Consider the following 18,406-nt stretch of genomic DNA (forward strand, 5'->3'; position numbering starts at 1 on the left):
ATCCACCAAGCCCCGGTAACCGCACCTACAAAACGCCGCGCCCCTTCGTCCCCTCCCCCTTGAGGGGAGGGCCAGGGTGGGGGTTCGAGCCCCTCTGCGAACTCGAATTAGGTGGGACCGCCCGAACCCCCACCCTCAATCCCTCCCATCAAGGGGGAGGGAGGCGTCAGCCCTGCACTGACCGCTAGCAAAACCATCCCTGCACAACAGCTGGTGCCCCTTCGTCCCTCCCCCTTGAGGCGAGGGCTAGGGTGGGGGTTCGAGCCCCTCAGCGAACTCGAATTAGGTGGATCCGCCCGAACCCCCACCCTCGATCCCTCCCCTCAAGGGGAGGGAGGCGCAACTCCCATGACCGGCGTCCAGCCGATCTGTCCCTCGCACAGGCGCTCATGCGCTTACCCACCCTCCCCCTTGCGGGGAGGGCCGGGGAGGGGGTCGATGGTTAAGCCCCCAAGCCAGCAGCGGCCTCAGCTTCCCCCGCTCAGTCCCGCGCCGCCACGGCCATTTGCTTGCGCCTGAGCAACCCGTCATTGGCAAACGTCCCGAACGGCACAAACGCCGCCAGTGCCGTGCGCACCCACTCCAGCGCCGTAAACCCCTTGCCGGGCAGGCACACCAGCATGGCCAGCAGATACAGCACAAACGCCGCCCCATGCGCGGCCCCGACCGGGGGCACGAGGCTGGGATTACCCAAAACATACTTCATCGGCATGGCGATGCCGAACAGCGCCAGCGTGGTGATGCCCTCCAAGAGGGCTAGTCGTCGAAACCATTGGATCATGCCCGCGTTGTACCGCCCGCAGCGCATGGGAGCCACGCGGCGCGAGGTCGCGTAAAGCCTCTTGCACCGCGCCGCGAAAAGCTTATTTTAGAAGCGTTCTAAACACGTCCACGGCAAGGAAGCGCCATGTTCATCCAGACCGAAGCCACGCCCAATCCGGCGACCCTCAAGTTCCTGCCGGGGCGCGATGTGCTGGTGGGCGAGCCGCGCGATTTCCGCAACCCAGATGCTGCCGCAGCGTCCCCGCTGGCGACGGGCCTGTTTGCCATTTCCGGCGTTACCGGTGTGTTCCTTGGGTCCGATTTCATCTCGGTTACCAAGGACGACACCAACTGGGCCCATATCAAGCCCGCCATTCTGGGCGTGATCATGGATCACTTCCTGTCCGGCAAGCCGGTGCTGGCGCCCGAAGGCGAAGGCACTTCCGACTTTGCCGATGATGGCGAAGAATTCTTCGAGGCCGAAGACAGCGAAACCGTCGAGGTGATCAAGGAGCTGCTCTCCACCCGCGTGCGTCCGGCCGTGGCGATGGATGGCGGCGACATCATCTTCAAGGGCTACAAGGAAGGCACCGTCTTCCTGCACATGCAGGGCGCCTGCTCGGGTTGCCCTTCCTCGACCGCAACGCTCAAGAACGGCATCGAAAACCTGCTGCGCCATTTCGTGCCCGGCGTCGAAGCCGTCCAGCAGGTCTAGGCTCTCCTTCATCACTTACAAAAAAAGCCCGGAGCGATCCGGGCTTTTTTTTCATCAGGAGGCGGCTTTTTCGCCTTCGCTGCGCTGATCGGTGATCGCCAGCGGCTCTTCGGGAGCGCCACCCTCGGGCACCCGGCGAATGCGCAAGCGCTTGATACGGCGGCTATCGGCAGCCAGCACCTCGAACTCGAACCCCTTTAGTCCGCCAACCTTTTCGCCGCGTTTTGGCACGTGTCCGGCCAGGTCGAACACCAGCCCGCCCACCGTATCGACTTCCTCGGCATAAGTGCCGGGATCGAAATCGGGTCCGATCAGTGCCTGCACATCGGCCAACTCCGCCCGGGCATTGGCGATATAGGTGTCTTCGCCCACTTTACGGATCAGTGCAGCGGTGAATTCGTCGTGCTCGTCTTCGATCTCGCCGACCACGGCTTCGAGCAGGTCCTCAATGGTGACGAGCCCATCCGTGCCGCCATATTCGTCGATGACGATCGCCATATGGACGCGGCTGGCGCGCATGGATTGCAAGAGGTCCCCGACCGGCATGAAGGTGGGCACGAACATCGCCGTGCGCACGAGGTCGAGCTTGCCGATCTTGGAGCGCAGCGCCGGCGACACCAGCTTGACCGGCACATCCTTTTCGGGATCGTTGACGCTATCGGTAATGCGCCGCAGCGCGTCCTTGACGTGAATGAAGCCGAGGATGTTGTCGAGCCCGTCCTCATAAACGGGCAGGCGGGAATGGCCCACATCGCGGAACTTGGCCAGCAGCGTGCCCAGATTGACATCGGCCTCGATGGCCTGGATGTCCGAGCGCTCCACCATCACATCGCCCACCGTCACATTGCCCAGCTTGAGCACGTTCTGCAGGATCGTCCGCTCGCTTTCGGAGAAATCGCCGGTTTCGGCGCTTCCCGGCTCGTCCAGTGCTTCCTGCAGGTCTTCGCGCAGGGACGCCGTGCCGCGCACCAGCATGGAGCGGATGCGGTTCAGGATCGAAAGCCCCCGGGCGGCTACCGGCGCGGGGGCGGGGGAAGAAGGAGGCTCGGCATTTTCGGGTCGGTGGCCCAAACTGTCACTGTCGGTCATTGTTTTATGCCGCAAACGGCGGCTCTTCTGCTGTGGGAAGGGGTGTGGGCCCTGCGGGCGCTAATCGGCATAGGGGTCCTCGACCCCAAGACTTGCCAATATCTGAGTTTCGAGCCCCTCCATTTGAAGGGCCTCGTCTTCAACAATATGATCATAACCCAGGATGTGGAGAAATCCATGCACCACCAGATGGGTAAAGTGATCGGTAAAACTCTTGCCCAACTCTTCGGCTTCGCGCGTGAGGGTTTCATGGGCGAGCGTAATATCGCCCAGGATCCCGACCACCGGGCCAAAGGGCTCGATCTGGGGAAAGCTCAGCACATTGGTCGCGCTGTCCTTGCCGCGCCATTGCGCATTGAGTTCGCGCTGTTCGGCATCGTCGGTGAGGAGGATGGAGATCTCGGCGGCGCCGGCGATCCGCGCCTTGCTGTGAGCAAGCGCGGCCAGCACCGCCCGCTCCGCGAGCGGGTCGAGATCTTCGGGCCAGGCGTCGCTGTTGCGGATCACCGCGATCTCGAGGGGGGAAGCGCTCAGCGGGCCACCCCTTCGGCAAGCTTTTCCTGCGCCTTGCGGGTGGTGTCGGCCTCATAGGCGCGCACGATCCGCCCGACAAGGGCATGGCGCACCACATCCTTGTCGCCAAAGCGCGAGACATGCACGCCCTCGATCCCGTCGAGCAGCCCCACGGCCTCCACCAGCCCCGACTTTTCGCCCCGCGGCAGGTCGACCTGCGTCGGATCGCCCGTCACGATCATCTTGGAATTTTCACCCAAACGGGTCAAAAACATCTTCATCTGCATCGAGGTGGTGTTCTGCGCCTCATCGAGGATCACCACCGCATTGGCCAGCGTGCGCCCGCGCATAAAGGCGAGCGGGGCCACTTCGATGATCCCCGAAGTGATGCAGCGCTCGACATTTTCGCTCTTCATCATGTCGTAGAGCGCGTCATAAAGCGGGCGCAGATAGGGATCGACCTTTTCCTTCATGTCGCCGGGCAAAAAGCCCAGCCGCTCGCCCGCTTCCACCGCCGGACGCGACAGGATGATGCGGTTGATATCCCCGCGCTCGAGCAGCGACGCGGCATGCGCGACCGCGAGATAAGTCTTGCCGGTGCCGGCCGGACCCACCCCGAACACCAGCTCGGCCCGGTCCATGGCCCGCATATAGGCGTCCTGCGCCGGGGTGCGCGCGAGAATGGTGGATTTGCGCGTGGCGATCTGGGCCATGCGCACCTTGCCCTTGCGCTCGAGCGTCGGCAGGGTCAGCTGGCTGTCCTCGGTTTCGATCATGCGGATCACGCCATCCACATCCGAAATCCCCAGCGCCCGACCTTCCTCGAGCGAGGCATACAGCGATTCCAGCACGCGCCGCGCCTGGTCCACGGCCTGCGCCGCGCCCTTGAGCAGCACATGATTGCCGCGCGGCGCGGCCGCCACTTTGAGCCTTTGCTCGATCAGCGCCAGGTTCTGGTCGAAATCACCATAAAGCTGCGCCGCCAGGCGATTGTCTTCAAATGCGAGTTCGAGTTGGGATGCCAGTGCGTTGTCTGCGGTGGGTGCCAAATGCCTGCTCAAAAAAACTGGGGCTCCTCAAGGGAACGGAACACTGGCGCTGCCAGCAAGGGTTAAACGAGGCTAGGACGATTTTGTCCCCGCGTCAGCAGTAATATTGTGACGCCCACGCCCGCGCGCAAGCCGCTCCCTCGCGCCAGGCGCATCGGCAGGCGGCCGCCGGCTTAACCCACGTGCATAACCGGCGCATCGCTACGCCGGAACTGCGGCAGATGCGCATGGCTGACGAGCCGCCCGACCAGCGAATTGGTCGAAGTGCCCACGATCTCCACCTGGTGGATCGACCCGATCAGCTCGGTCCCACCCTCCAGATGCACAGCCTGCAGGTAAGGCGAGCGACCGCCGACCTGCCCCGGCATGCGCCCGACGCGCTCGATCAGCACCGGCAAGGTCTTGCCGACGCAGCTCTGGTGGAAGGCCGTGGTCTGGGCATTCACCAGCTCCTGCAGCCGATACAGCCGCTCGGTCTTGACCTCTTCGGGCACCTGGTCGGGCAGATTGGCCCCCGGCGTGCCAGGTCGCGTCGAATATTTGAACGAATAGGCCGAGGCGTAGCCAACCGCCCGGATGATCGCGAGCGTGTCCTCAAAATCGGCATCGGTTTCCCCCGGAAAGCCGACAATGAAATCCCCCGACAGCGCCATATCCGGCCGTGCCAGCTTGATCCGCTCGATCAAAGCCAAATACTCCGCCGCCGTATGGCGCCGGTTCATCGCCTTCAAAATCCGGTCCGACCCGGACTGCACCGGCAGGTGCAGATAAGGCATCAGGATGGGCAGGTCGCGATGGGCGGCGAGCAGCGCGTCGTCCATGTCGCGCGGATGGCTCGTCGTGTAGCGCAGCCGCTCCAGCCCGTCGATTTCTGCCAGCAGGTAAGCCAGCTCCCCCAGCCCAACCACCCGGCCGTCATCGGCCAATCCGTGATAGGCATTGACGTTTTGCCCGAGGAGGGTGATTTCGCGCACCCCCGCTTCCACGAGGCCCCGCGCTTCGGCCAGCACCTGGCGCACCGGCCGGCTGACCTCGGCGCCGCGGGTATAGGGCACGACGCAAAACGAGCAGAACTTGTCGCAGCCTTCCTGGACCGTCAAAAAGGCCGTCAGCCCGCGCTTGATCGTCACCTCCCGCTGCGGCGCGGGCAGGTGGTCGAACTTGTCTTCTTCGGGGAACTCGGTGTCGACGATGGTGCGCCGCAGCGAGGGGTGCACGGCGCGCCGCGCCTGCGCTTCCGCCAGCATTTGGGGCAGCTTGTGATAGGCCTGCGGGCCCACCACCATGTCGACCACCGGCGCGCGGCGGGCAATTTCCTCGCCCTCGGCCTGGGCCACGCAACCGGCGACCCCGATCATCAGGTCGGCGCCATCGGCCCGGCGCTCCGCCTGCAATTCCTTGAGGCGCCCGAGCTCGGAAAACACCTTTTCGGCCGCCTTTTCGCGGATATGGCAGGTGTTGAGCAGCACGAGGTCGGCATTGCCGATCTCGGTTGTCGCCTCATAGCCGTGCGGCGCCAGCGCATCGGCCATGCGGTCGCTGTCATAAACGTTCATCTGGCAACCATAGGTCTTGATGAACAGCTTTTTAGTGTTGGCACGCGTCTGGGTCATGGCGCTCCTTTACCAGAGCCTGCCGCCAGACCCAAGCGCTCCCTGCAACTTCCGGCCCCCCGCGCCGTTTAACGTGAGCTAACTTTTTCAAGGAGGTCATCATGACCGATCCGACCACGCCAGGCGCAGCGGCACTCAAGGACGGCGAAAAGCCCGGCCCCAAGGATTCCCCGGTGCAGATTCGTCCAGCCGGCGGCGAGTCCCAGGCCGACAAACCCGAGGATTGGGATGAAGTGGATGAGGCCGTGGACGAAAGCTTCCCGGCCAGCGACCCCATCGCCAAGTACTGAGCGCCTGCAGGACCCGGTTGATGGCCGCTGCACCCCGGGTGTGGCGGCTATCGCCTGTTTGGCAATCCAATAAAATCTGGCTTTCCGCGCTCCAATGCAGTATAGGGCAGGGCAACTGGCGGGCGTTTGCCCCGTCAGTTTATTCGGCCCCGCCTGGACGACATCCCGGCCGGGGCGACCCATCCTCCCAATTGAAAGGATATGCCCGATGTCGATTACTCCTGAGCGCAAGACCGCCCTGATCCAGGAATATGCGACCAAGCCAAACGATACCGGTTCGCCGGAAGTGCAGGTCGCCATTCTGTCCGAGCGCATTGCCAACCTGACCGAGCACTTCAAGGGTCACGCCAAGGACAACCATTCCCGCCGCGGCCTGCTCAAGCTGGTTTCAACCCGTCGCAGCCTTCTGGACTATGTCAAGAAGATCGACGAGGATCGCTACAAGACCTTGATCGAACGTCTCGGCCTTCGTCGCTAAGCGACGTCAGATGATTTGCGGATGCGGGACCCGGTTCCGCATCTGTCGCCGGCGCCTTGAGATTGCGTCAGGGCGAGCCGAAAGTTCGGTTTTCGAGAACCGGAGCGGAGCGTACATCGGTACCTCAGCACCGGAACCGCAAAAACGGACTTGCAGGCCGCCCTCACGCGAAGATCAAGGGGTCGGAAGCGTAGACCGGCGTTCGCCGGAGCATGGCAGGATTATTGGCCGCTCCCCGCCTCACGCACTGCAAAATCATTTCCTTGGTTTTGAATCCGTGAGGCGCCCCACCATTCGGGGAGCGTCTTGTTGTCTTGCCCATGTTTCAGCCCGCCGAACCGAAACAGTGTCTGGTTTTGAGCCGGCGCGGCACATGGGGTGCGGCGCTCGGTGCGGACACACTCGATGACTTCGCGGTCGCTATGCGCCGCGCTCCGGGTCATTGGGCAGAGATGAAAGACAAACACATGTTTGATCACCACAAGGTAGAGCTCAACTGGGGCGGCCAGCCCCTCACCCTCGAGACCGGCAAGATTGCGCGCCAGGCCGATGGTGCCGTTCTCGCCACCCTGGGCGAAACCGTGCTTCTGGCCACCGTTGTCAGCGCCAAGTCCCCGAAGCCGGGCATCGACTTCTTTCCGCTGACCGTCAACTACCAGGAAAAATACTTTGCTGCCGGCAAGATTCCGGGCGGCTATTTCAAGCGCGAAGGTCGCCCGACCGAAGCTGAAACGCTGACCTCGCGCCTGATCGATCGCCCCATCCGTCCCCTGTTCCCCGATGGGTACAAGAACGAAACCCAGGTGATCGTTACCGTTCTCCAGCACGACATGGAAAATAATCCTGACGTTCTGGCCATGGTCGCCGCTTCCGCTGCGCTGACCATTTCGGGCGTGCCCTTCATGGGCCCGATCGGCGCTGCGCGCGTTGGTTACGTTAATGGCGAATACGTCCTCAACCTGCCGGTTGACCGTCGCGCCGACTCCAAGCTCGATCTCGTCATGGCCGGCACTGCCGATGCCGTGCTGATGGTTGAATCGGAAGCCAAGGAACTCAGCGAAGAAGTGATGCTGGGCGCCGTGATGTTCGGCCACGCCGAATCGCGCAAGGTCATCGACGCCATCATCAAGCTGGCCGAGCTGGCCGCCAAGGACGCCCGCGATTTCGAGCCCGAGGATTTCTCGGCCATCGAAACCGAAATGCTCGGCGTGATCGAAGCCGATCTGCGCGCCGCCTACAAGATCACCAAGAAGGAAGATCGCTACGACGCGGTCGACAAGGTCAAGGCAACGGCCAAGGCGCATTTTGCTGCCCGCGTTGATGCCGGCGAGATCTCGGCCGAAGATGTTGGCGCCGTGTTCAAGTCGCTCCAGGCCAAGGTTGTGCGCTGGAACGTGCTCGACACCGGCTACCGCATCGATGGTCGTGACCTGCAAACCGTTCGCCCGATCGTTTCGGAAGTTGGCGTTCTGCCCCGCACCCATGGTTCGGCGCTGTTCACCCGCGGCGAAACCCAGGCGCTGGTGGTTGCGACCCTCGGCACCGGTGAAGACGAGCAGTTCATCGACTCGCTCGAAGGCACCCAGAAGCAGAACTTCCTGCTGCACTACAACTTCCCTCCATACTCGGTGGGTGAAGCTGGCCGCATGGGTTCCCCAGGGCGTCGCGAAATCGGCCATGGCAAGCTTGCCTGGCGCGCGATCAACCCGATCCGCCCTTCGGTTGAAGAGTTCCCCTACACGATCCGCGTCGTGTCAGAGATCACCGAGTCCAATGGCTCCTCCTCGATGGCCACCGTTTGCGGCACTTCGCTGGCGCTGATGGATGCTGGCGTGCCGCTGGCCCGTCCAGTGGCCGGCATTGCCATGGGCCTGATCCTCGAAGGCGAGAAGTTTGCTGTGCTCAGCGACATTCTCGGTGACGAAGATCACCTGGGCGACATGGATTTCAAGGTGGCGGGTACCGAAGAAGGCATCACCTCGCTCCAGATGGACATCAAGATCGCCGGCATCACCGAGGAGATCATGAAGATCGCCCTCGAACAGGCCAAGGGCGGTCGTATCCACATCCTGGGCGAAATGGCCAAGGCGATCACCGCTTCGCGCAGCGAAGTGGGCGAATTCGCTCCGCGCATCGAAACCATGAAGATCCCGACCGAAAAGATCCGTGAAGTGATCGGCACCGGCGGCAAGGTGATCCGCGAGATCGTCGAAAAGACCGGCGCCAAGATCAACATCGATGATGACGGCACGATCAAGATCTCGTCCTCGGACGGCGCTCAGATCGAAGCGGCCATCAAGTGGATCCGCTCGATCACCGACGAAGCCGAAGTGGGCGCGATCTACCAGGGCACGGTCGTCAAGACAGCTGACTTTGGTGCCTTCGTGAACTTCTTTGGCGCCAAGGATGGCCTCGTGCACATCTCGCAGCTGGCCGAGGCTCGCGTTGCCAAGACCACCGACGTGGTCAAGGAAGGCGACAAGGTCTGGGTCAAGCTCCTGGGCTTTGACGAGCGCGGCAAGGTCCGCCTCTCCATGAAGGTTGTCGATCAGGCAACCGGCAAGGAAGTCGAAAAGAGCGAACCGGCCGAATAAGCCGAAAAACATCTCCCAAGGGGGCTCGGTATCAAACCGGGCCCCTTTGCCTTAGTTGCGCCTCTGCAACACCACATTTCACATCTGTGCGAGGCAACCCACGCGTTAACGTAGCGTTGGCGTAGTGATGCTTTCCTGCACTCGACAATGGCTGTCACGGGGCTTAGGTCATTGTCGAATCACCATTTTTTCGTTCAGCCGCTCCACCAGGGAACTACTGTGCTCAACCGCCGCCTGTTTATGATTGGACTTCCCCTCGCCCTGGCTGCCTGTACCACGTCGCGTCGTGCGCCGACGATGTCAGAGCCGACCATTGATCCGTTCTACGTGTCCATGTACGGACCCGTGCTCGATGAACCTCATCCCGTCGCCGCCATGGACCTGCGCCGTGTCGACCCCAAGTGGTGGCGCCAGGAAGTGGAATATGTCACCGACGAGCGCCCGGGCACCATCATCGTCGATACCCCCAACCGCTTCCTTTACCTTGTGCAGGAAAACGGCCGCGCCATGCGTTACGGCATTGGTGTGGGCAAGGACGAAGCTCTTGAGTTCCGCGGCAATGCCACGGTCGGCCGCAAGGCTGCCTGGCCCCGTTGGACCCCCACCAGCTCGATGATCAAGCGCGAACCCGACCGCTATGGCCAATATGCCGGCGGCCTCGAAGGCGGCCCCACCAACCCGCTTGGTCCCCGTGCGCTTTATCTTTACAAGAACGGGCGCGACACCCTGTTCCGCCTGCACGGCACGACCGAGCCCTACACCATCGGCACCAATGTCTCCTCTGGCTGCATTCGCCTGATGAACCAGGACATCATCGACCTTTATTCGCGCGTCCCCACCGGCACCCGCGTGGTCGTTTACAACTAAACGGATTGGGTCATTGCCGCGGCAGCGGGGCTCCTTTTTTCGGATCCCGTAGTCACCGAAAGAAAGAACGCCGCTGTCGCGGCAATGACCCGGTTCAGCATCAAAAGCCCGCTCTCGATGAGAGCGGGCTTTTTGTTTACCGCCATTTGATTCCCGGTCCCCGTGTGGTTTTTTGCGCGCCTCATAACTGCGCTTGGGCGGCGATCGGCAGGGGCGCGGCTAGGTGTGCCGCCTCGCGCATGAACGAGCCGTCAGCGGCTGTTCAGAAGGCGTTCAGCTACATGGCCGCTTTGTGGCCAAGGCAACAAAAAAAGGGCGCGGATCCGATCCGCGCCCCTTGTCAATTTCAGTGTTCTTAGGCCTACAGCGTGCGCTGCACCGTCTCGACGCGGAAGCATTCGATCACATCGCCGGGACGCATGTCCTCGTAGTTCTCGAAGGCCATACCGCATTCCTGGCCGGTCTGGACTTCCTTCACTTCATCCTTGAAGCGCTTGAGAGTCTTGAGCTTTCCTTCGTGGATCACGACGTTGTCGCGGATCAAACGCACGCCCGAGCCACGCTCCACCATGCCTTCGGTGATCCGGCAACCGGCGACCTTGCCCACCTTGGTGATCTGGAAGACCTCAAGGATCTCTGCATTACCAATGAAGGTCTCGCGGCGCTCAGGCTTGAGCAACCCGCTCATCGCATTTTTCACATCATCCACAAGATCATAGATGATGTTGTAGTAACGAATTTCGATCCCGTCGCGGGTCGCAAGATCCGTGGCCTGCTTGTTGGCACGCACGTTGAAACCGATGACGATCGCGTTCGAGGCCGAAGCCAGGGTCACGTCCGATTCAGTGATCCCGCCCACGGCGCTCATCAGGATCTGCGCCGACACTTCATCGGTTGAGAGCTTGTTGAGCGAAGCCACGATCGCTTCCACCGAACCCTGCACGTCGCCCTTGATAATCAAGGGGAACTTGGCAATGCCCGAGGCCTTGAGCTGGTTCATCATCTGCTCAAGGCTGGTCGCGCCGCCACCAGCAGTCTTCTCGCGGATAACGCGCTGACGGTATTCGGTGACTTCGCGAGCCCGTGCTTCGCTTTCAACCACCGAGAACCGATCGCCAGCGCTTGGCACGCCGGTAAAGCCCAGGACCTCAACGGGGACCGAGGGGCCGGCCTCTTTGACCTGTTCGCCCTGATCGTTGATCAGCGCCCGAACACGGGCAAATTCGGTACCAGCAACCACGATGTCGCCGATCGCCAGCGTGCCGCGCTGCACCAGCACCGTCGCAACGGCACCGCGACCGCGGTCGAGCTTGGCTTCAATCACAAGGCCTTCGGCACGGCCGTCGCGCGCCACGCGTAGCTCAAGCACTTCGGCCTGCAGCAGGATGGTCTCGAGCAACTTGTCGAGGCCATCGCGCGTCTTGGCGGAAACCTCGACATCGAGCACATCGCCGCCCATGGTTTCAACAAACACTTCGTGCTGCAGCAACTCGGTGCGAACCCGAATCGGGTTGGCATCGGGCTTGTCCATCTTGTTGATGGCCACGATGATCGGAACACCGGCCGCCTTGGCGTGCTTGATGGACTCAATGGTCTGAGGCATCACGCCGTCATCGGCTGCCACAACCAAAACGGCAATGTCGGTCGCCTGCGCACCGCGGGCACGCATGGCGGTAAAGGCTTCGTGGCCCGGGGTGTCGAGGAAGGTGATCCGTGCACCGTTCTTTTCCACCTGATAGGCGCCGATATGCTGGGTGATGCCACCGGCTTCCCCGCTCACCACATTGGCTTCGCGGATGGCGTCGAGCAGGGAGGTCTTGCCGTGGTCCACGTGACCCATGATGGTCACGACGGGCGCACGATTAGTCAGATCCTCAGCCCGGTCATCGGTGGGCAGATCATAAAGCCCTTCTTCAACATCGGCTTCCGACACGCGCTTGACCGTGTGACCGAGTTCGGTCGCAATCAGCTCGGCCGTATCGGCATCGAGGATGTCGTTGATCTTCATCATCTGGCCCTGGGCCATCAACAGCTTGATGACGTCAACGGCGCGCTCGGCCATGCGGTTGGCCAGTTCCTGGACGGTGATCGCCTCGGGAATGGTCACTTCACGGCTAAGCTTGGGCGCCACCTGCTGGTTGCGACCCATCTTCTTGTCGCGACGACGACGCATTGCAGCCAGCGAGGGACCACGATCACGGTCGCTTTCGGCGCCGGCATTGGTAACCGTCAGCCGGCCGCGAGCATTGGCATCCTCACCAACGCGGCGCGTCGGACGCTCCGGCGTGGCGCGAGATGCGCGGCGGGCATTTTCCAGTTCAGCTTCACTGATCGGGCCACGATTGGTGGGCGCGCTGGTGCGGATCTTGCGACCATCGGCTTCGCTGGGCGGTGCCGGCGGCACATTGCCGATCGGTGCCATGCCAGCGCCCGCTGGACGACGAGCCTCCGCAGGACGAGTGGCGGTGCCCGACGGACGGGCCGTGGCAGCACCGGGGCGCAGTGCAGCGCCTGCACCGCGCTCGCTTGCGGGGCGCAGATTGGGGTTGGGGCGGTCGCCTGCCGGGCGCGTTGGCCGCGGCGGCTGGCCTGGGCGGCCGGCAACCACACGGACACTGCTCGGCCCGGGATTGCGCTGAGACGCTGGAACAACGGGTGCAGCAGCTTCTGCCGGGGCAGGAGTGGGAGCCGATGTCTCGGCCGCAGCTGCAACTGGAGCTGCTTCAGCCTGAGGGGCAGGGCTGGATGGCTCAGGTGTTTCTGATGCCGCTTCGCTGGCGCGACGGCGCTCTTCTTCGAGCCGGGCCGCCTCTTCACGCACCTGGCGGCGGCGGGCATCTTCCTCAACGCGGCGGGCTTCCTCGGCGGCAAAGCGCTGTTGCTCCTCCGCCTGGCGCGCGCCGGCCTGCAACAGGGCGTTGCGCCGGGCTTCAGCTTCAGCAGCTGACAGGCCCAAGGGGGCACGGCTCTGCCCGGCCGGGCGACCTTGCGGCGGACGCTGGCTCTGGGGAGGGCGCTGGCTTTGCGCTGGCCGCTGGCTCGCCGCGGCGGCAGGGGCCGGAGCCGCTGACTGGGGCCGCTGCGGTGCACCACTCGGGGCGCCCGGCGTGGGCACGCGGCGCGTGCGCTTCTCGACCACCACGGTACGGGACTGTGGACGCGACATGCCGGGGCGGTTTCCGGCACCCGGACCCCCCTTCAATGTCAACGTCTTCTTGCCCCCGCCAGAAGTGTCGTCGATGCGCTTGTCGTCGTTATCAGCCATGTATCTCGCGTCTCTCAAACTCGTTCGTCTGGCAAAACAGCACCGTCAACCGCAGGGCGGTCGGTGCTGTCGGCCATCGCTTGGGCGGTGTAAAGGGCCAGTCTGCGGGCCTTTTCCACTGCCGATTGGGCTGCCGCCCCTTTCGTTAGGGCAGCATGTATCACATTTTCCTGGCCAAGTGCCAAACCCAATTGCTCCGAAGAGAGCAATTCGAGATGAGGCACTTCAAAGTCGTCCACGCCTTCTTCGCGTGCGGCGTGATGAAGGGCCTTGAGGGGTCCTACCATCTTGCTGCGTCCATCCGCCGAGGCGTCGGACGCGGTGATCAGCGCAACCAGCTCGCCCGTGGCAAGGAGACTGCGAACTTTGGTCGCCCCGGTCACCAGCTGCCCCGCCTTGCGCGTCATGCTCAGGGCCTGCAACAAGCGCTGCTCAAGCCGGGTTCGCACCAGCTCGGGCAGGTCTTGGGGGACCACAACCTCGCTTTTGAGGCTGCGCCCGAACACCTTCTTTTTCACCGCCTCGGCAACGGCCTGCTGGTTGAGGCTGATCCAGACGCCCCGCCCATCCGCCTTCGCCTCTGTGTCAGGGGCCAGGACCCCGTCGGGGCTCAGCACAAAGCGGATCAGCTCGGCGACCGGCTTTTCTTGCCGAGTCAGCGCGCACATCCGCGTTGTTTCTTCGCGCCGGGCCAAACGGAGCTCCCTTGCCTTGAGGCGGCTTAAACCGCCGCCTCTGCTTGAGTGACTTCGCCTTCTTCAGCCTGCGCGCCAGGCAGTTCGTCTTCGTTGATCCAGCCGGCCCGCACGCGCGCCTGCATGATCATATCTTCAGCTTCCTCGCGGCTGACGGGGAAGTCCTTCAACGTGCCTTCGAACCGCTTGGTTTCGCCGTCCTTGCGCTCACTCCATCCCACCAGATCGTCGGCGGCGCAGCCCGCGAAGTCTTCCACGGTCTTGATGTCATCCTTGCCCAGAGCTACCAGCATGGCGGCAGTCAGGCCCGGGATTTCGTAAAGATCGTCCTCGACACCGAGTGCCTGGCGCTCCTCGTCGTGAGCCCGATCAATGGCGGCCAGATATTCGGTGGCGCGGTTCTGGATTTCCGCAGCGGTTTCTTCGTCAAAGCCCTCGATCGAGGCGATTTCATCGAGTTCGATATAGGCGAGTTCTTCAACCGACGAGAAGCCTTCGGAAGCCAATAGTTGGGCAACCATCTCGTCCACGTCAAGGGCATCCATGAACAGGGTCGAGCGTTCGGTGAATTCTTTCTGACGCCGCTCGCTTTCTTCCTGCTCGGTCAGGATATCGATATCCCAGCCAATGAGCTGGCTGGCAAGACGGACATTCTGGCCACGGCGGCCAATGGCAAGGCTCAGCTGCTCATCGGGCACCACGACTTCGATGCGCTCGGCCTGCTCATCGAGCACAACCTTGGCAACATCTGCCGGCTGCAGGGCCGAAACCACCAGATCGGCAATGGAGTCGGTCCACGGGATGATGTCGATCTTTTCGCCCTGCAGCTCGCCCACCACCGCCTGCACGCGCGAACCGCGCATACCGACGCAGGCGCCCACGGGGTCGATGGAAGAGTCCGACGAGGTCACCGCGATCTTGGCGCGCGATCCCGGATCACGGGCAATTGAGCGAATGGTGATGATGCCATCATAGATCTCGGGCACTTCCTGCATGAACAGCTTGGCCATGAACTGCGGATGGGTGCGCGACAGGAAAATCTGCGGCCCACGCTGTTCGCGGCGCACGTCATAGACATAGGCGCGCACGCGATCGCCATAGCGGAACATTTCGCGCGGGATCAGCTCGTCACGGCGAATGATGGCTTCGCCACGGCCCAGATCCACGATCACATTGCCGTATTCGACGCGCTTGACCGTGCCATTGACGATCTCGCCAATGCGGTTGAAGTATTCGTCATACATGCGCTCGCGCTCGGCATCGCGCACCTTTTGCACGATAACCTGCTTGGCCGACTGAGCGGCAATGCGCCCAAATTCCATAGGGGGCAGGGGCTCGGTCAGGAAGTCGCCAATCTTGGCGGTAGGCGATTTGATCTGGGCGGTCTTCAGGTCAACCTGACGGCTGGGCTCTTCAACCTCGTCAACAATTTCCAGCAGGCGCCACATCCGGGTCTCACCCGAGCGGGGATTGATCTCGACCTTGATCTCGGTTTCCGCGCCATAGCGGCCCTTGGCGGCCTTTTCCATGGCGTCCTGCATGGCTTCGATCACAACCATGCGGTCGATCGATTTCTCGCGGGCGACGGCATCTGCAATCTGCAAGAGCTCGAGTCTGTTCGCGCTAACGGCCATTTAGTGGGTCTCCTGAACGATTTGGTCGTCTTCATCGTCGTCGCCGGGATCGGTGAACTCAACCGTTTCCGTTTCGTCGTCATCGATGGGATGAGCTTCCTGGTCGATCCGCGCCTTTTCCATCAAGGCATCGGTCATAACCAGCTTGGCTTCGGCAAGAGCCGTAAAGGGCAGGCGGAAATCGGGATCGGTGCCGCCCGGCGCATCGGGAATGGTAATGACGAAGGCATCATCCTCGACGGCCTTAATGATGCCGCGGAAGCGCTTGCGGCCATTAAGGGCATCGGCCAGTTCCACCTTGGCTTCATGACCGATATAGGTCTCGAAGTCGCGGCGGCGCACCAGCGGGCGATCAATGCCTGGCGACGACACTTCCAGGTGATATTCGCGGTCGATCGGGTCCTCGACATCCAGCACCGGGGAGAGATCCTTGGACAGGGTTTCGCAATCGGTGATTGCAAAGCGGCCGTTCTCGTCCTCGGCCATGATCTGCAAGGTCATGCCATTTTCCTGGGTGACCTTCACCCGCACCAGGGCATAACCAAGGCTGTTGGCGACCGGCTCGATAATGGCTGCCAGCCGTTGCTCGAGTCCGGTTTCCTTGATGAAGCGTTTTTCAGTAAGATCGATTGGCATTGAACCTTCAGGTAATAAAAAAGAGCGGGGCCGGGAAGGCGCCCACTCTGCAAACTGCCAGAGATGTTGAACCCTTATATAGCGCTGTATTGCCAGCGCTGCAAGGCTTCCATCAGCGACGCTCGAAACTGAAGTAGAACGACACCATCCGGCCTTCCCGGCGCGCCTTGGTCTCGTACCGCGTCGCTTCCCAGCCAGGATAAGGCTCGTGCCACTCGCCCCCACCACCGGGATTGAACGCGAAATCGGGGCTGCGCAGGATATGAGCGAGGCACCAATTGGCGTAATCCTCAATGTCGGTGGCGAAATAGAACTTCCCACCGGGGCGGATCACTCGCGCGAGTTCCCCCAGTGTTGTCGGCGACACAAAGCGCCGCTTGTGGTGTCGCGTTTTGGGCCAGGGATCGGGATAAAGCAGGTAAACGCCATCTAGGCTGGCGTCCGGCAGCGCCATCAGCAGCTTGAGGGCATCATCGGTAAAGAGCCTGATATTGCGCAGCCTCTGCGCGGCGATGGTCTGCACCATCTTGCCGATGCCGCCGGTAAACACTTCGCAGCCGATAAAGCCGGTTTGCGGATGCCGGCCGGCCTCAAGGGCAAGATGCTCGCCCCCACCATAGCCGATCTCAACGATGATCTCGTTGGCGTCGGGAAACAGCGAGCGGGGATCGAGTGATCCTTCGAGCTCGATCTCAAGCGCGGGCAGGGTGGCGTCGAACACCGCCTGCTGCCCGCCATGCAGCTTCTTGCCGGAACGGCGGCCAAAAAAAGCGCGCGGTTCACCCGCGCGCGTTTGCGGAAGTTGGTGAGCGGTCTTGGTCATCAGGTTCGCGGCTATAGCAGGCCGCTGCCCGTTACGCCAAGGGCTCCTACTTTACCGCCGCCTTGAGCGCCCCTACGAGGTCGGTTTTTTCCCACGAAAACGAGCCGTCCCGTCCGGCCTTGCGGCCGAAATGGCCATAGGCGGAGGTCTTGGCATAGATGGGCTTGTTGAGATCGAGATGGGTGCGGATACCGCGCGGGGTCAGATCCATCACCTGGCCCAGAGCCAGCTCCACGGCTTCTTCCTCGACCTTGCCGGTGCCATGCAGGTCCACATAGATCGAGAGTGGCTGTGCCACGCCAATGGCATAGGACAGCTGAATGGTCGCGCGATCGGCCAGACCTGCTGCTACGACATTCTTGGCGAGATAGCGTGCTGCATAAGCGGCCGACCGATCCACCTTGGTCGGATCCTTGCCTGAAAAGGCGCCACCACCATGGGGGGCAGCCCCGCCATAAGTATCGACAATGATCTTGCGGCCGGTCAGTCCGGCATCGCCATCGGGGCCACCAACCACGAACTTGCCGGTTGGATTGACGTGCCACACCGTCGCGTCATCGATCCAGCCGTCGGGCAGGGCCTCGCGCACGAAGGGTTCGACAATCGTTCGCACATCGGCCGAGGTCAGGTCTTCATCAAGGTGCTGCGTCGAGAGCACGATCTGGGTAACACCAACCGGCTTGCCGTTCTCATAGCGCACCGTCACCTGCGATTTCGCATCGGGCCCCAGCACGGCCGCCGGACCCACTCCCGACTTGCGCGCCTGGGTCAGCACATCGAGAATCTTGTGGGCATAAAAGATCGGTGCTGGCAGCAGTTCGGGGGTTTCGCGGCTGGCATAGCCGAACATGATCCCCTGGTCTCCCGCGCCGACATCCTTGTTGCCCGCCTCATCCACACCAGCTGCGATATCGGCGGATTGCCCATGCAGCAGCACGTCGATCTTGCAGGTTTTCCAGTGAAAGCCTGCCTGCTCATAACCGATGGCACGGATCGCCTTGCGGGCCGCGGCCTTGAACTTAGCCGGATTGACGCGTGGCTGGCCGGCACCGTCGAGCACGACATTACCGTCCTTGTCCTTTTTCAGCAATGTTTCGGGCACGCGCACTTCACCCGCGATCACCACGCGGTTTGTGGTCGCCAGCGTTTCGCAGGCAATGCGGACCTTGGCCGGGTCCATGCCGGTTTTTTTGGCTTCGCGAAAGACGAGATCCACGATTTCATCGGAAATGCGGTCGCAGACCTTGTCCGGATGGCCTTCCGAAACCGACTCAGAGGTGAAAAGATAAGAAGAGCGTGCCACGCCTTGTTCTCCGCTACCGTCAGAAGGGCAGCATTTCCCCTCTTCAGGGGTGGTTTTGGCACCGGGGGCCGTAGCGGTCA

Annotated in this window: 16 protein-coding genes; 5 read left to right on the forward strand and 11 right to left on the reverse strand. The window is 62.3% G+C overall.

What is annotated here, in order from left to right; translation table 11 throughout:
- Positions 1–481 precede the first annotated feature (481 nt).
- Positions 482–781 (reverse strand): DUF3817 domain-containing protein, encoded by a 300-nt coding sequence (locus tag ELX51_RS19295; RefSeq protein ID WP_127755018.1) that lies wholly within the window; start codon positions 779–781, stop codon positions 482–484.
- Positions 782–907: 126 nt separating this feature from the next.
- On the opposite strand from ELX51_RS19295, the gene ELX51_RS19300 reads away from it, so the two are divergent.
- A complete protein-coding gene (locus ELX51_RS19300) occupies positions 908–1,477 on the forward strand; it encodes a NifU family protein (RefSeq protein WP_127755019.1) in 570 nt (189 codons plus the stop codon).
- Positions 1,478–1,531: 54 nt separating this feature from the next.
- Here the strand turns inward: ELX51_RS19300 and ELX51_RS19305 are convergent, their stop codons facing one another.
- The 4 genes from ELX51_RS19305 to miaB form a co-directional block, all read right to left on the reverse strand.
- Entirely contained in the window at positions 1,532–2,566 is a 1,035-nt protein-coding gene (locus ELX51_RS19305) for a hemolysin family protein (RefSeq protein WP_248305194.1), read from the reverse strand.
- A gap of 60 nt (positions 2,567–2,626) precedes the next feature.
- Positions 2,627–3,073 (reverse strand): rRNA maturation RNase YbeY, encoded by a 447-nt coding sequence (gene ybeY / locus ELX51_RS19310; RefSeq protein ID WP_282567567.1) that lies wholly within the window; start codon positions 3,071–3,073, stop codon positions 2,627–2,629.
- 23 nt (positions 3,074–3,096) lie between these two features.
- Entirely contained in the window at positions 3,097–4,128 is a 1,032-nt protein-coding gene (locus ELX51_RS19315; RefSeq protein WP_248305195.1) for a PhoH family protein, read from the reverse strand.
- Positions 4,129–4,301: 173 nt separating this feature from the next.
- Positions 4,302–5,741 carry a tRNA (N6-isopentenyl adenosine(37)-C2)-methylthiotransferase MiaB gene (miaB, locus tag ELX51_RS19320; protein ID WP_127755022.1) on the reverse strand — a complete coding sequence of 480 codons (1,440 nt, stop codon included), beginning with the start codon at positions 5,739–5,741 and terminating at the stop codon, positions 4,302–4,304.
- Between the two features lie 101 nt (positions 5,742–5,842).
- Here miaB and ELX51_RS19325 point away from each other — a divergent pair, with 101 nt between their 5' ends.
- The 4 genes from ELX51_RS19325 to ELX51_RS19340 all read left to right on the forward strand — a co-directional run bounded on the left by ELX51_RS19325 (position 5,843) and on the right by ELX51_RS19340 (position 9,970).
- On the forward strand, positions 5,843–6,031 hold the full coding sequence (locus ELX51_RS19325) for a hypothetical protein (protein ID WP_127755023.1): 189 nt from the start codon (positions 5,843–5,845) through the stop codon (positions 6,029–6,031).
- Positions 6,032–6,125: 94 nt separating this feature from the next.
- Positions 6,126–6,509: a 30S ribosomal protein S15 gene (gene rpsO, locus ELX51_RS19330; protein ID WP_248305196.1), complete on the forward strand. Its 384-nt coding sequence runs from the start codon at positions 6,126–6,128 to the stop codon at positions 6,507–6,509.
- 467 nt (positions 6,510–6,976) lie between these two features.
- Positions 6,977–9,103: a polyribonucleotide nucleotidyltransferase gene (gene pnp, locus ELX51_RS19335; protein WP_127755025.1), complete on the forward strand. Its 2,127-nt coding sequence runs from the start codon at positions 6,977–6,979 to the stop codon at positions 9,101–9,103.
- 240 nt (positions 9,104–9,343) lie between these two features.
- On the forward strand, positions 9,344–9,970 hold the full coding sequence (locus ELX51_RS19340; protein ID WP_206524766.1) for a L,D-transpeptidase: 627 nt from the start codon (positions 9,344–9,346) through the stop codon (positions 9,968–9,970).
- A 361-nt stretch (positions 9,971–10,331) separates the two neighbouring features.
- Here the strand turns inward: ELX51_RS19340 and infB are convergent, their stop codons facing one another.
- From infB to metK, 6 genes are all read right to left on the reverse strand, one after another.
- Positions 10,332–13,235 carry a translation initiation factor IF-2 gene (gene infB / locus ELX51_RS19345; RefSeq protein ID WP_127755027.1) on the reverse strand — a complete coding sequence of 968 codons (2,904 nt, stop codon included), beginning with the start codon at positions 13,233–13,235 and terminating at the stop codon, positions 10,332–10,334.
- Positions 13,236–13,249: 14 nt separating this feature from the next.
- Positions 13,250–13,930: an RNA-binding protein gene (locus ELX51_RS19350; RefSeq protein WP_127755028.1), complete on the reverse strand. Its 681-nt coding sequence runs from the start codon at positions 13,928–13,930 to the stop codon at positions 13,250–13,252.
- A 26-nt stretch (positions 13,931–13,956) separates the two neighbouring features.
- Positions 13,957–15,564, reverse strand: a complete 1,608-nt coding sequence (gene nusA, locus ELX51_RS19355) for a transcription termination factor NusA (RefSeq protein WP_127755029.1) — start codon at positions 15,562–15,564, stop codon at positions 13,957–13,959.
- The gene (rimP, locus tag ELX51_RS19360) at positions 15,565–16,200 is read right to left on the reverse strand and encodes a ribosome maturation factor RimP (protein ID WP_127755030.1); all 636 of its coding nucleotides are present in this window, start codon (positions 16,198–16,200) and stop codon (positions 15,565–15,567) included.
- 112 nt (positions 16,201–16,312) lie between these two features.
- Complete coding sequence (trmB, locus tag ELX51_RS19365; protein ID WP_127755031.1) at positions 16,313–17,023, reverse strand: tRNA (guanosine(46)-N7)-methyltransferase TrmB; 711 nt, start codon at positions 17,021–17,023, stop codon at positions 16,313–16,315.
- Between the two features lie 46 nt (positions 17,024–17,069).
- Positions 17,070–18,326 carry a methionine adenosyltransferase gene (gene metK / locus ELX51_RS19370; protein WP_127755032.1) on the reverse strand — a complete coding sequence of 419 codons (1,257 nt, stop codon included), beginning with the start codon at positions 18,324–18,326 and terminating at the stop codon, positions 17,070–17,072.
- Positions 18,327–18,406: the final 80 nt, after the last annotated feature.

Source organism: Devosia sp. 1566 (assembly GCF_004005995.1).
GTDB lineage: Bacteria > Pseudomonadota > Alphaproteobacteria > Rhizobiales > Devosiaceae > Devosia.